At 63.3% G+C, this 13,826-nt stretch carries 11 protein-coding genes and 1 pseudogene; 6 read left to right on the forward strand and 6 right to left on the reverse strand.

Features of this window, described 5'->3' with window-relative positions:
• Nucleotides 1–16: 16 nt before the first annotated feature.
• The 4 genes from HD592_RS02490 (at nt 17) to HD592_RS02505 (ending at nt 2,012) form a co-directional block, all read left to right on the forward strand.
• Nucleotides 17–640 carry a hypothetical protein gene (locus HD592_RS02490; protein ID WP_184451632.1) on the forward strand — a complete coding sequence of 208 codons (624 nt, stop codon included), beginning with the start codon at nt 17–19 and terminating at the stop codon, nt 638–640.
• A 155-nt stretch (nt 641–795) separates the two neighbouring features.
• Nucleotides 796–1,125: a hypothetical protein gene (locus tag HD592_RS02495; protein WP_184451633.1), complete on the forward strand. Its 330-nt coding sequence runs from the start codon at nt 796–798 to the stop codon at nt 1,123–1,125.
• A gap of 264 nt (nt 1,126–1,389) precedes the next feature.
• Nucleotides 1,390–1,701, forward strand: a complete 312-nt coding sequence (locus tag HD592_RS02500) for a WXG100 family type VII secretion target (RefSeq protein ID WP_246429967.1) — start codon at nt 1,390–1,392, stop codon at nt 1,699–1,701.
• Between the two features lie 26 nt (nt 1,702–1,727).
• Entirely contained in the window at nt 1,728–2,012 is a 285-nt protein-coding gene (locus HD592_RS02505) for a WXG100 family type VII secretion target (RefSeq protein ID WP_184451635.1), read from the forward strand.
• 702 nt (nt 2,013–2,714) lie between these two features.
• Here HD592_RS02505 and HD592_RS02510 read toward each other — a convergent pair.
• Genes HD592_RS02510 through HD592_RS02525 form a run of 4 tightly spaced genes read right to left on the reverse strand, consistent with a single transcriptional unit; the run spans nt 2,715 to nt 5,323 of the window.
• Nucleotides 2,715–3,248, reverse strand: coding sequence for a hypothetical protein (locus tag HD592_RS02510; RefSeq protein ID WP_184451638.1), 534 nt, complete (start codon nt 3,246–3,248; stop codon nt 2,715–2,717).
• Between the two features lie 29 nt (nt 3,249–3,277).
• Nucleotides 3,278–3,616, reverse strand: coding sequence for a hypothetical protein (locus tag HD592_RS02515; RefSeq protein ID WP_184451640.1), 339 nt, complete (start codon nt 3,614–3,616; stop codon nt 3,278–3,280).
• Between the two features lie 42 nt (nt 3,617–3,658).
• A complete protein-coding gene (locus tag HD592_RS02520; RefSeq protein ID WP_184451642.1) occupies nt 3,659–5,020 on the reverse strand; it encodes a C2 family cysteine protease in 1,362 nt (453 codons plus the stop codon).
• 6 nt (nt 5,021–5,026) lie between these two features.
• Nucleotides 5,027–5,323: a hypothetical protein gene (locus tag HD592_RS02525; protein WP_184451644.1), complete on the reverse strand. Its 297-nt coding sequence runs from the start codon at nt 5,321–5,323 to the stop codon at nt 5,027–5,029.
• A 252-nt stretch (nt 5,324–5,575) separates the two neighbouring features.
• Here HD592_RS02525 and HD592_RS02530 point away from each other — a divergent pair.
• Nucleotides 5,576–6,476 (forward strand): annotated as a pseudogene (locus tag HD592_RS02530) (IS256 family transposase); the annotation flags it as partial.
• A gap of 629 nt (nt 6,477–7,105) precedes the next feature.
• Here the strand turns inward: HD592_RS02530 and HD592_RS02535 are convergent.
• Entirely contained in the window at nt 7,106–8,140 is a 1,035-nt protein-coding gene (locus HD592_RS02535; protein ID WP_184451646.1) for an FHA domain-containing protein, read from the reverse strand.
• A gap of 104 nt (nt 8,141–8,244) precedes the next feature.
• Nucleotides 8,245–9,585 (reverse strand): hypothetical protein, encoded by a 1,341-nt coding sequence (locus HD592_RS02540; RefSeq protein ID WP_184451648.1) that lies wholly within the window; start codon nt 9,583–9,585, stop codon nt 8,245–8,247.
• A 144-nt stretch (nt 9,586–9,729) separates the two neighbouring features.
• Between HD592_RS02540 and eccCa the strand changes: the two genes are divergently transcribed.
• Nucleotides 9,730–13,761: a type VII secretion protein EccCa gene (eccCa, locus tag HD592_RS02545; RefSeq protein ID WP_184451650.1), complete on the forward strand. Its 4,032-nt coding sequence runs from the start codon at nt 9,730–9,732 to the stop codon at nt 13,759–13,761.
• Nucleotides 13,762–13,826: the final 65 nt, after the last annotated feature.

The following is a 13,826-nucleotide window of genomic DNA, read 5'->3' on the forward strand; positions in this document are numbered from 1 at the left end:
AACAGGGAACAATCCAATGACTCAATCGATTCCCCTCGATGAGGATCTCATTGCCGCTATCGCTCGACTCGAGAGCGTGGTCGGCGTGCTTGAAGGGGCGGCGCGCGAAGTACCCGAGACCGCCGAGGGGCGGGACGATACGGGAATGATCGCCATCGTCGTCAGGAATACGGGGTCGATCGCCGATCTGCCGATCGACTATCGCTGGCGTGATGACCTCGATCCAGCCGAACTCGGGAGCGCACTCACCGCGGCGATCGGCGATGCTCGTTCAACGGCTCGTCGATGCCGACATGACCATCCTGCGTCTCCTGTCCACCTTGCACAGCCTGCACGGAAAGAAGGAATAACCGTGGCTCCCAAGATCAAAGCCGTGACCGACGCGATCCGCGCTGACGCTAGACTGTGGGACCAGCAGACGGCGCCTGCTCAACGCGCGGCTGCTGCGATTCAGCCCCTGAGCCTGGGAGCCATCGATATCCCACTCGCGGTCCTCGTCAAGGATGCGATCAACGACATCGTTCCTCTGCTCCATACACTCGCATCGGGTACGGGCCGGGGTGAGGCCGGGCCGCGTCGAAGCTCTCGACGGCGGCGAGCTCAATCGCGAACTCGCTCGTTGCGACCGGAGTCGGCCTGATCGTGTTCTACGCAGGCGTCGGAGCGCCCGCCGGAGCAGCTGCGGCGAGAAGGCCCTGATATGGAGAAACGCGCGATCCGATACATCCAGGAATACGAGGACGTCCCCGATCACGTCGCGCGCAGACTTGCACGAGCCCGCTTCGAGGAGATTCAATGACCGATATCGGCATGCTCATCATCGCCGTCGCCGGACCGTCCCTCATCTGCCTGGCGCCGTTGGTTCTCTTTCCCATCGCAGAATTGCGCCGTGCGAAAGCGAATCGACAGTTTCAGTACAGTGAGTTCTTCGCTGTCCGATACGGCGGTTCCATTGAGCGGATGATCGCGGAATCACTCCTTGATAAGGAACTTCTCAACGAGTGGTGCTCGCAGGGGGCGCGGGGCGTCAAACGAGCCCGACACTACGTCGAGTTGTGGGATCCCGTCCCCCGGACCGTGGTCGACGAGTACCTGCGGAGGATCGGGACGGCCGTCCCGCGTTGATACGCGGCGGCGATGCGAACGCGTCGTCACCCTCGCTTCGGCGAGCGCGCCGTAGACGGCGCGCGCAGGAACACTCGTCCACGGGCGGCGCCTGTGTCGGCGACTCGCCGACTTTCCCCGCATGCGGACATCGCTTCGCCAACGCAGGACCTGGATCTCGTCCGGGGCGTAGACGCGGACCGTTCCCCTTGTCTAGGGTAACGAATGCCAACTGCGATGGGTGTGATCGGCATCCACTGCGCACCCCACGATGGAGGAGACAACATGGCAGGTCAGATTTCCGCGGCCGAGGGCGCGATCCTCAAGGGTGCCGACACCGTGTCGGCGACCCGGGACGACCTCAAGGCGCGCATCACTACTGTCGAAAGCCAGATGGCTGCTATCGGTTCCAACTGGACCGGTCCCGCAGCTACGGCGTTTCACGCCCTTATGGCCCGTTGGAACGAAGAGGCCTCGAAGGTGAACAACGCCCTCGTTCAGTTCGAGGACAACCTCCGTTCCGCTCAGCGCGACTACGACACCGCTGATCAGGAACAGGAAGCCACTTTCGCCAATCTCGCGAGCCGTCTCGGCTGACCCCGGTAGCAGAACAGGAAGAACTCATGGATCTCAAAGTCAACTACGGATCGCTCAGCACTGCTTCCGGCGATCTCAATGCCGGTGCCGCCGCCATTCAGTCCACCCTGGACAACATGGATGCTGAGCTTCAGCAGCTCCACTCCAACTGGGAGGGCGATGCGCAAGAGGCCTACCTGATCGCCAAGCAGCAGTGGACCGAGGGCATGACCGGTATGCGCGATGTCCTCGCGCAGATCTCGACCCTCGTCGATTCGGCCAACCAGTCGTACAACTCGACCGATTCGGCGAACGCTGCACGATTCCAGTGAACGAATGGAGTTCATACTCCATTCACTCGTTCGGGCCCTGCATCCACAGTGGATGCAGGGCCCTTTTCCGGGTGCATGAGCCGTTTGGAGCGGCAGTCTCAAGTCTCACCTGACTTGTGCAGGTTTAGTGGCCTCGAGGGTGTTGAGGATTCATCGTGCGTGTGTGGGGAGGGCTGCTTGGGCGATGACGTGGTGTCCTCTGGGCAGTTCGATGGTGACTTCGCGTAGGGGTTTGAGTGCGGTGACGAGTTTCTTGGTTGTGGTCCTGGTTGTCTGTTGGAGATAGCGGGCGACGGCTAGCTGTGCTGACCGGGGGAGTTGGTCAAGCGAGTGATGGGCCGCTTGACAGCTCGGCGTCGAATGCGTCGGTCGTCACCCGAGAACCGGAGGGGTGCTGGAGTTCGGACGGGGCCGCCACGACCGTTCGAATGTTGTGCGACAGGAGGGTTCGGGCGAGACCGTAACCGGTCGGGCTAGCTTCATAGATCGCTGCCGGCGGGCCGGGCAGGGCCTTGATCAATGCCGTCGCTTCTTCCGGATCGGGGCAGAGCCGGGGGCCCGCCAGAGCCCTCACCCCAGACCGGGGTCACCCATACCGTCTAGGCCAGGCAATGGGTATGACGAGGACAAGGACGGGCCGGCGGGAGTTTCCAGCTGAGTCTGCGGCCCCGCGTTTCGTCCCCGTTGGCGTCGGGAACATCCTCACGACTGCTTGAGACCCCTTTCCGCCGCCTGTTCGGCGAGGTCGTACGACAATTCGAAGTCCTCCTCCGGAACGAAGCAGAACACCGACGTGCCGCCACCGCCGGGCTCGTCCTCGGATCCCGTCATCGCATCCATGAGTATGAAGGTTCCGATGCCGCGGTCCTCGATCGATTGCCCGATCATCAGCCGCGTCGAGGCGAACCCTCCGCCGCCTTCTCCCATGCCCGTCAGATAGGACACGGACTGGCCGTCCTCGTCGGCAACGGACGCGGTGTAAGCGGGGCGGATCCTCGCACCGGGCCGCAGGACAGCGGTACCGGAAATACTGACGACGAGGCCATCGTCGCAGGTCACCTCTGCGGCGGAGCGGGTTCCGAGGGTCGGCGGGGCTTCGTCGGCCGAGGACGACTGGCGACTGCTTTCGGCATGATTCGATTCGCGGGAGTCCGTGCCGGCGAAGCACCCCGTGAGCACCAGCGAACACATAACGGCGCCCGGCAACAGGCGTGCGGCGATGCGCGAATACTCCATTACTGCTCCTCGTCGATTCGGATCAGCCATTACGGCCTGGACGACGCGAGTTCCTCGGACAATTCGAACCCCCTCTTGGGGACGAATCGGAATGCCGCTGTCCCTCCCGAGCCGGGAAGGCCCCCGCCCGATCCGGGGGTCACGTCGAGCAGAGTGAAAGTACCTGCCGTCGAGTCCACGATGGATTCTCCGATCGCCAGACGGGTCGAGGGGAATCCTCCGCCATCGTTGTTGAGCCCCGTCAAATAGGCGACCAGTTCGCCGTTGTCAACGGTCGCATGGGACGTGTACATCGGAAACCTCCCCATGCCCGGGCGAAGAACCGTCGTGCCCGAGATACTGACGACGACTCCCCTATCATCCATCATGTGTCATCTCCTCAATTCGTTCGTCGAGGTTCCGATTCCGCATCATGGAATGCGCCCCATTGATGTCGAACCGAAGTAGGTGCCGTAGTCCTCCCAGGACATCCTGAATTCACCGTCGTCGGTCGCCCCGCCGCCGGCGATCGGATTGGAACCGTGAGGATTACACAGGACCACGCCGTTCTCATCGGCGTCAACCACCATGTACGCGTGACCGTCGTAGAGCCGGATCGTTTCTGGCTGCCCGTCGACAGTGACATTCACCGACGCCTGGCCATCCTTGTCATACGAACCGGCGCCCGTGGCTGTCTCAGTAGCGACCGGCTGTCCGTTGTCGAGCGCATCAATGATCTGCTGCTGCTCCTGGTGGGAGTAACCCGCCCCCCAACCGAAGACGCCCTGGCCGCCGCTGTTCACGGTCGTGGCGTCCTCACCGGTGACATCTTCAAGGGCCTCTTCAGGCCACCCACCCCATATGTCGTTGCCCTTGCCACCTGCGCCGCCAACTCCCTGCGGGTGGATCTGCCCGTACGCGGCTTCGAAGAGGGTGGCGATGCCCGCTTCTCCATCGTCTCCCTTGACACCATTGGCGTAGATATCTCTAACCAGGACCGTTTGCGATGCAGAGGCATCGGGATGCAAAGGGTCGTCGTAGACCGTCACCAGGTAGCCGTCAATCGTCCCGTCGGCCGCATAATGAGGCGTGATACAGCTGCGGAGCCAATCGTCTCCTTCATCAGTGTTCATCAGCGCCATGAGTGCGGACAGGTAGTAGCAGTCTCCAATAGCTCCTTGATTGACGTCACGGTAACTGATATCGCCGCCTTTCAGCTGAGCATTAATCGCGTCGATTTCATCAGGCCTGAGTCCACGGCGATCCGAAGCCGACGTTGGATTCCCCTCGTTATCCACTGCAACAGTCTCGAGATGCAGCGCCTCCCGCAATTCGGCCGCACACGTTGTCGCTGCCTGCTTCAAATGCCCGATGCGGAAGCGATATTCTCCGGCCACATTGAACGCCGAAGGAAGCATGGCGTAGAAGAGGACGCTGCGGTCAGCGGGATCCGCCTCCTCCAGTCGCTGGTCCATGCGCTGCATTTCTGTTTGTAGAGCTTCGACAGCGGAATGCGTGGATGCTATCTCTCCTGCATAGATTTCGAGGCTCGTAGCTCCATCGCCAGTTCCGTCGGTCAGAGCAGCCGTGCGTCGACGCATTTCGCTGAACGAGTTCTCATAAGCATCTCGCGCCTGGCCTTCCCAATTCGGGGCCATATTCGCCTGACTGGCGAATGACGTCTCGGCCGCTTCCAGCTTTGTCTTCGCGTCTCGGACCGACGAGGCCAAGGTATAGATCACATTCGCATCACCCGGGGCGTCTGCAACCATCGACGAAAAGATAGTGATCATCGCTTCTCACTCCGGAATCGTGGAATCCCAGTTGAAGGCGAGGGACCAGACCTGGACCCAGAACCAATCCTCGTCCTCTGCGAATTTAACGGTATCGGTGACGGCGAGGGATGTTCTGCTGCACCATTTTGAGATGGTTCCGCTTCGTTCTGCGAAGTCTGAACGAAAGATGTCGTACGCCAAGGCGACGATGGGCACGCCGAAAGCCGAGGGTCCGGGATTCGAGGGGAGTTCTAAGCCCGAGTAGGTCGTCTCCAGATCATCCAGGTGCGCCTTCAAACGGGACATTTCGTCGCTATTCATGCTGAAATCCGCCATACCTGCGCTCCCTCGCCGCGGGGCTTCACCTTAGCGTGCTCTCCTTGAACTATCAAGGGAGGGAACTCGAACGACACGTGCTAGCGCCTCCCGCTACGGCTAACGATCGCTCGTCTGGGTAGTGTCCTTTATCGTGGTGTGGTTCGTGGTGGTCGGCCTGGTTGTTATGAGGTGGGTGTGGTCATCGTGTGGTCTTTCGGGGAGACTCTCATATCCCACTCGAAAGGCGTCATCACGATGACCGCGCCTCGTATTGTCGGCCCTGTTGGCCTGCTTGCTGAAGCGCTGGCCGATGCGTCTTCGGATCTGATGCGCAGCTTGTTGCAGACGATGATCAACGCGTTGCTGTGCGCCGGCGCGGACCGTCGTCAGCGCGGAATGGGGTCAGCGTTGCGCTAACCGTGTGACGCAACGGCTAGCGGCACCGCGGCCTGGACACCCGGGTCGGCACGATCGACGTGCAGATCCCGAAGCTGCGACAAGGCACCTAGCTTCCCGGAATGGCTGCTCGAGCCTCGCAAACGCGCCCAGACCGCGCTGATCATCGTCGTCGCGGATTTACTACCTGGCCGGCGTCTCGACACGTCGCATGGACAAACTCATTAAGAGCCTCGGCATCGATCGGCTCTCCAAGTCCCAGGTTTGTGTCATGGCCACCAACCCTTGATGAGTATGTCGAGCAGTTCCGCCACCGTCCTCCTCGGGGATGCCGGCCCGTTCACCTTCGTTGCTGATGCGCTCACCATGAAGGTGCGTGAGGGCGGCCGGGTGATCAACACCGTGGTACTGGTCGCGACCGGCGTGAACGCCGACGGACGCTGAGAGGTCCTCGGTATGCGGGTCGCGACCTCCGAGACCGGGGCCGCCTGGAACGAGTTCTTCGCCAACCCTGTCGCCCGGGGTCTTGCCGGCCGTTCGCTCGGGTCACCTCCGACGCTCACCAGGGTCTCGTGTGATCGCGGCGAGCCCTTGCCCGGCGCCGTCTGGCAGCGCTGCAGAACGCATTACGCCGCGAAGCTGATGCCCGTCACCCCCAAGAGCCTGTGGTCCGCGGTCAAGAGCGATGCTGCACTGCGTCTACGACCGGCCCGACGCCACCTCGGTCCACGCCCAGTTCGACCGACTCCTTGACGACGTCGACACCGACACCCTCCTCAAACCCAACGCCCAACCCATCCCCAGATCGAAAGAACCCAAACCACACCACCCCCTGAGACTTGACCCGGTGTCCGCAAGCTCGCGTGCGCAACACCCAGATCCTCGAACACCCTGATCGTGTCCGCCGTCGAAGTCGGCTCCACAATCCGGGCGAGCACGAGCTGTTTGAACGCCTTATCAGCAAGAACATCAAAGCCCAGGTCCGCATAGGGGGTCTCGAGGACCTCCCACATTCAGCGTGATCTTTTCGCTTCAATGACCGCTGTCCGCGTTGATCCGGTCGCGAAAACGTCAAGTGCACCCTGATCAGGATGCAGATGCTCATTCGCCGCCTGCACGAGAGCTGCGAGCTCGACCGCACTGTGAGCGGCTCCCACATGCTCAACTACACGGTTCGTCCGTCCAAGCGTCTCCACGATCTGCACTGCAACCGCCCCCGAAGCGGTACGCGCCCTACGCAAGAACGGCGTCACCCCGGTCCTACCCGACAAATTAGTGACCCAAACAGACCACTCCACACCCCCGACCAGCCCAAACACACACAAAACCAGAAAACAACAAAAACTGCACGAGTCAGGCATGAGCCGTTCGGAGCGCCAGTCTCAAGTCTCAGGCCCGGAGCGAATCCGCGGTGATCGTCAGTGTGCGCTCACCCATGATGAGGACCGTTCCGATGGGGACTGATCGCTTCTGACCGCGTGGCAGCTCGGCGAGCGTGCCATCAGGAGTGCGGGCGCTCGTGCCGTTGGCGGAGAATGCGTCCTCGACCCAGACCCCGCTTCGGGTCGGGCCCAGCCGGAGGTGGGTCCGTGACAGAGAGCGGGTGGAATCGGCGATCGTCACGAGCCGGGCCGCGGGGTCATCGGAGCTTGGTGCCCGTCCGAGGATGAGCGTCGAATCGATGAGTTCTCGCTCCCCGGAATCCAGGATCGCCCAGATCTCACGCTTCGGCATCGGAGCGGGCGGCGTTGACGGGGACGGCCCGGGCCGAACCGGAGGCGCAGCCGGAACGGGCGCGCCGGTGGGGGCGGGCGCCTCGGCGGGCGGAGCCGCACCTTCTCCGGCGCCGGCATCGACCGGATACACGGGGACGATGGGGCGGTATGTCGCGGCGCTCGGGATCTGCGGCGCAGTCGGCGCGGGTGCCGGGGGAGTGCGGGATCCCGTCGTCGCTCCGACTGCTGAGAACCCGTTGGAGGCGTCGGTGCTGCGCACGATGGTTTCTGGGTCCTGGGGCGGGGACGGAATGCGACGTGAAGCCCGTCCGCCTACGCGCCGGACGAAGTCATTGGACTCTTCGAGCGCCTTTGTGAGGTCGACCGACCGGGTGCCGGTGATGCGTTCGATCCATCCGCGCCCGTCTGTGCAGATGAGTGCCGACAGTAGCGCCCCGATCAGGGTGAGCGCCATGAGGTAGTAGAGGAATCCGGAGGACAGCCCCTTGGCGAGGCCGGGTGCGCGAGTCGAGTCGTGTGAGAGCAGCGCGGTTTTCATGGCGAGCGCGCCGGGGGATCGCCCAGTGATCGAAACGACGAGCGCGCCGATGATGGTCAGCTGAATGGACATCATCGCGATCAGGAGAAGGGAAGGGCGCGATATCCATAATGCTGCGCAGACGGCGACGACGATACCGAGATCGATCATGAGAGCGCCGAGCCTCTGCGCGGCTCGGGCGGGAGCGAAATCCGTTGGATACGATCCGGAGCGTGCCGGGCGGGCACCGCTCGGCGTGTGAGGAGTGATCGCGGTCATGAGGCCACCTGTCGAATGAAATCGAAAGCGCCGGCCGTGTACACGGCGGCGGGCAGAAGGATGACGAGGCTCAGGGACTCGAGGATGTCCAGAATCCTGCTGACGAGGGCAGTGGGCTCGTGCACGACAGAGACGAGAGCGCTCACGAGGTGAGCGCCGCCGAGGACCAGCAGGGCGATGGCGCACATCCGCATTCCGAAGAGGGAAGTCAATGGCGCGGAGGTCAACGCCGAGACGAGAAGGACGATAGCCGCGATCCGTGGCAGGATGCGTGCACTGCGCTCGCGTCGATTGCGACCGGCGATCAACAGGGTGATCCATGAGCAGATGACGAGGGCGATCGCCGCACGACCCTCCCATGTCCGGTGATCCATCAACTGGACGACTGAAGGGGCGCTGAGGAGAACGGTCGCCGTGCAGACGAGGAGGAGCGTCTGTGTTCGGACGCGCCCATCCTCAATCGTCCGCAGAACGCGGCGCATTGTGATCTTCGAAGGAGCGGACGGCTCGGGGCGGCGCAGGGAACCCGCCGTCGTCGCGACCACGGGGAGATCGAGGAGCTGCGTTTCAGGGACGCGGATCGCCAAGGACGGAGTGAACGCTGTGAGAAGGACGGCGAAGGTGAGGAGAAGAGGCGCCGCGCTGACGAAATCGATCTCGAGATACGCACTCAGCGACGCAGCGAAGACGGCGGCGGCCCAGATTCGCGCGGTCAACGCCCCGAGGGTGAAGTCGTAGATCGCCCATGCAGCGAGGCTTCCGATCAGCGCCCACCAGAGCATCGTGAGGAGGGTCGCGGTCATCGCGAACTCGGCGTCGAGCGGGACGAGCGCTGCTGCGGTCGCACCGAAGAGCGCCGACAGGGACAGGACTAGCCACGGTTGATCGCGGACCCGCACTCGGGTGATCGCCGCAGCGCAGGAGATGACGCAGATGACCGCCGTGATCCACCGGGTGGCCACGGGCGGAGTCCAGAAGCCGATGATAGGCAGTATGAGGGCAGCGCCTTCGGCGACGACGAGGGATGACAGGAAGACGATGTCCACCAGCACAGGGCGGAGCCAGGGGAACTCGTTGAGCCTGGCCGCGCGGGTGGCGATCCTCCGTGATTCCATCTGTCCCGAGAGGGCGATGACGACGCCGGAGGGCAGATCGCGACCGATGATCGCTCCGGCGTCCACCGCTGTGCCATCCGAGGTCGTCATGTTGAGGGACCGGTCGCTCAGGTCGACCTCGATCGTCGCCATGAGACCGGCGACGGTGGTCCCCTCGGCAACGGTGTAGTCGTGGGCGCCAGTCCGGTCGACGATTGTTGCGTAGGCGAGTGACTGTCTCAAGCGCGCCCTCCTTTCCACTCATCACGATCCGCGGGCATCCTCAGAATCCGCGCGCCGTCATCGATGCGGATGTTCGTGCCGACACTCCGACGATAGTATGAAGCGCGCGAATGAGGTCTTCGGATCCATCAAGAGGAGGGGTTCATGGATCGAATCGGTGCGGACGAGGTCGACCGGACAAGTGCGCCTGAATTGCCATCCGGACACATCCCTTTGCAGGCTCCTCCGGATCAAGCCGAACCTGCAGGCATGGGCTCCATCCTCGCCACCGTCATTCCGATGATGGGCTCGATGGGCGTCATGGTCTTCATGGCGCTTTCTCAAGGGCAGAACACGCGCATGCTGCTCATGGCTGGCGCCATGGTCGTCGCGATGCTGTCGATGGTGGCCTTCAACATCTATCGGCAGGTGTCCGGGCATCGCGCGAAAGTCAACGGCCTTCGGCGCGAGTATCTGGCTTATCTGTCGGAGACACGCGAAACGGTGCGCGCGGTTGCCTCGAGGCAACGGACATACATCAACTGGCACCTGCCCGATCCGAACGCCCTGGTTCTGATCACCGATGAAGGCTCTCGCCTCTGGGAGCGCGAAGTCGGCTCCGACCAGCTGCTCAACGTCAGATTGGGTTCGTCGACCCAGGATCTCGCAATGGAGTTGGTCGAGCCGGAGCTTCCGCCGCTCGCCAATCCTGATGTTGTGTGTCATTCGGCGATGTCCCGATTCCTCGCCGCTCACTCGACGGTCGACGACATGCCTTTCGGAGTCATGCTCGGCGAGTTCAGCCATGTCGAGATCTGCGGAGGCCATGAGCAGACGCGATCTCAGGCTCGCGCGATGATCACTCACTTGACGACTTTCGTTCCCCCGAATGCCCTGAGAGTCGCGATTCTCACGACTCCCGAGCGACTCAACGAATGGGAATGGGTCAAGTGGTTGCCTCATGCGCGCTCCGCAGTGCTTTCCGATGCGCTCGGCCCTGCGCGAATGGTGACGACGGATCCGGCGGAGCTGGCGGATCTCGTGGGTGAAGAGATCTCGACGCGCCCCGCGTTCCGCGCTCGAGATGGGGCCTCCCCGTGGCCTCACCTGCTCCTCGTCTGCGATGGGAAGAACCTTCCGGCCAACACTCGACTCGGATCGATCGAAGGCGCCATCGGCGTCACGATCATCAGCCCGGTCGATAACTGGGGGCCGATGACGTCCCGATCGACTCTTCGACTCATCATCCACCCCGCCGCGACAGGTGAAGCGTCGGGGGCGATGGAGGTCATCCTCATGGACCGCAACCCGGTCGTGGCCGTCGCCGACGCCGTGGGCGTTCCCCAGGCGGAGGCCATCGCGCGGCGCATGACCCGGTATTCGGAAGAGGAACGCCCGGAGGCAGAATCGCCGGTCGGTCGTTCCGATCCCAAACGGCAGCAGGATCTCATGGAGCTGCTCGGAATCGGCGACATTCGTGATTTCGATCCGGAACGGCAGTGGCTTCGCCGTGAAGGCCGTGATCGTCTGAAGGTCCCCTTCGCCGTGACTCCGGAGGGCATTCCCGTCCTCATCGACATCAAGGAGGCCGCGCAACAGGGCATGGGCCCGCATGGCCTGCTCATCGGCGCCACCGGATCGGGCAAGTCGGAGGTTCTGCGCACGATCGTCCTCGCGATGGCGCTCACCCACTCACCTGAACAGCTCAATTTCGTCCTCGTCGATTTCAAGGGCGGTGCGACCTTCGCGGGAATGTCGGAACTGCCCCACGTGTCGGCGATGATCTCCAACCTCGAGTCGGAGCTGTCCCTCGTCGACCGCATGCAAGACGCTTTGCGCGGTGAAATGGTCCGACGCCAGGAGCTTCTGCGAGCGGCGGGCAACTATGCGAACGTGTCGGACTACGAGGCGGACCGCGTCGCAGGCAAGCATCGGGGAGAACCGCTGCCGGCCCTCTTCATCATTCTCGACGAGTTCTCCGAACTGTTGACCGCGAAACCGGAATTCATCGACCTCTTCGTCGCCATCGGCCGTCTGGGGCGCTCGATGTCGATCCACCTGCTGCTCGCCTCGCAGAGGCTGGAGTCCGGTCGCCTCAAGGGCTTGGACTCGCACTTGTCGTACCGCATCGGCTTGAGGACCTTCTCGGCGGCGGAATCGCGCGAGGTCCTCGGCGTCGCGGACGCGTACGAGCTGCCGTCCTTCCCCGGTGTCGGCTACCTCAAACCGGGGACGGATCAGATGATCCGCTTCCGCGCCTCCTACGTCGCGGCTCCTCCGCCCGCTCGCAAGGCGGTGCCCGTCCGAGAGGACGCGGGCTCGCGATCTCGGGCGATGACAATCCTTCCGTTCACGGTCACTCCCGTGCTCCAACGCGACGAGCCCCAGGCGGAGGATCCCCAAGCCGATGGGCTCGTCCTGCCGGGCGATGCGCGGTGGGCGGACATGACTGAAATGGACATCGCGGTCGCGCGGATGACGGGCAAAGGCGTCCCCGCCCATCAGGTCTGGCTTCCCCCGCTCGACGTGCCGGAGACGATGGACTCGTTGATGCCCGATCTCGCCGCCGATCCCCGTCTGGGCTACGTGTCGAAAACATGGCGGTCCAAGGGCCACCTGCGGTGCCCCTTGGGCATCGTCGATCTGCCGCTCGAACAGCGTCGCGACGTCCTCGAATTCGACTTCTCCGGCGCGAACGGCCACATGGCCGTGGTCGGCGGTCCGTTGACAGGCAAATCGACGGCGCTGCGATCCATCGTGATGTCGCTGTGCCTCACGCACACTCCGCAGGAGGTGCAGTTCTACATCATGGACTTCGGCGGCGGAACCTTCACCCCCTTCGAAGGCGCCCCGCATGTCGCGGGCGTCGCGACGCGCGATCGCGAAGAGACGATCAATCGCATGCTCTCCGAACTGGAAGGCATCATCGCGGATCGTGAGAAGTACTTCCGGGAGAACAGGATCGATTCGATCGACACCTACCGTCAGGGACGCGCACAGGGGCGTTTTGATGACGGTTACGGCGATGTCTTCTTCGTCGTCGACGGGTGGGGGACCCTCAAATCGGATTTCGACGGCCTGGACCTGCGCGTTCAGCAGATGCTCGCTCGTGCGTTGACCTTCGGCGTCCACCTGGTGGCCTCGACGACCCGTTGGATGGATTTGCGCCAGCAGGTTCGAGACCTCATCGGGTCGAAACTGGAACTGCGTCTGGGGGAGGCGACGGACTCGCAGATCGACCGCAGGGGCCAGGAGGGCATCCCCGAGGAGCGGCCGGGTCGGGGGATCGATGCGGATGCGCACCACGTCCTCGTCGCTCTACCTCGTACCGACGGCATTCATGACCCGTCGACTCTTGCCGAGGGGGTTGCCGCGACCATTGAGAGGATCCGCGCGGCTGCGCCGATGGGGCCGGGACCGAAGCTGCGTCTGCTTCCGTCGGCGATCACGGTCGACGAGATCCTCGGACTGCCGGTGGACGACCCGGGTCCATCGACTGTCCCGCCTCTCGTTCTGGGTGTCGAAGAGACACGACTGGGGCCTCTCGTCTTCAACCCACGCTCGGAGTCGCACCTGTATCTCTTCGGCGATTCCAAGTCGGGGAAGACGACGTTCCTGCGCGGTATCGCCCGCGAGGTCATGCGGACGAGTTCTCCGAAGGAGGCGCAACTCTTCGTTGTCGACCTGCGTCGGAGCCTCCTCGGAGAGGTCCCGGAGGAGTATCTCGCCGGCTATATGACGACGAAGGACGAAGCAGAGCAGCAACTGCGCGACTTGGCGGGGTATCTGCGCACCCGTATGCCCGGCGATCAGGTGACGGCCGATCAGCTGCGCAATCGCTCATGGTGGACCGGGGCCGAGGTCTGGGTCCTCGTCGACGATTACGATCTCGTGTCCACGGTCTCGGGAAATCCGCTGACGGCTCTGCAGGGTCTCATGGCTCAGGCGCAGGACATCGGCTTGCACATCGTCGTGGCCCGCCGAATGGGCGGAGCTTCGAGAGCGGCCTTCGAACCTGTCTTGCAGTCGATGAATGAGCTGGGCGCTACGGGCATCATGCTGTCGGGCAGTCCCGATGAAGGGGCGGTCATCGGCCGGATCAAGCCGGTCAAGTCCATTCCGGGACGCGCACAGGTCGTTTCGCGCGACGCAGGGCATCTGCGAGCGCAGCTCGTGTGGACGGAGCCGCACCCGTGAACCCGGCGGGCGGCGAACGGCCTTGTCTGGCGTCCGAAGGCTCGCCTAGCCTTGGATCATCGCAA

This window comes from Schaalia hyovaginalis (assembly GCF_014208035.1).
In the GTDB taxonomy this organism is placed as follows: Bacteria; Actinomycetota; Actinomycetes; order Actinomycetales; family Actinomycetaceae; genus Pauljensenia; species Pauljensenia hyovaginalis.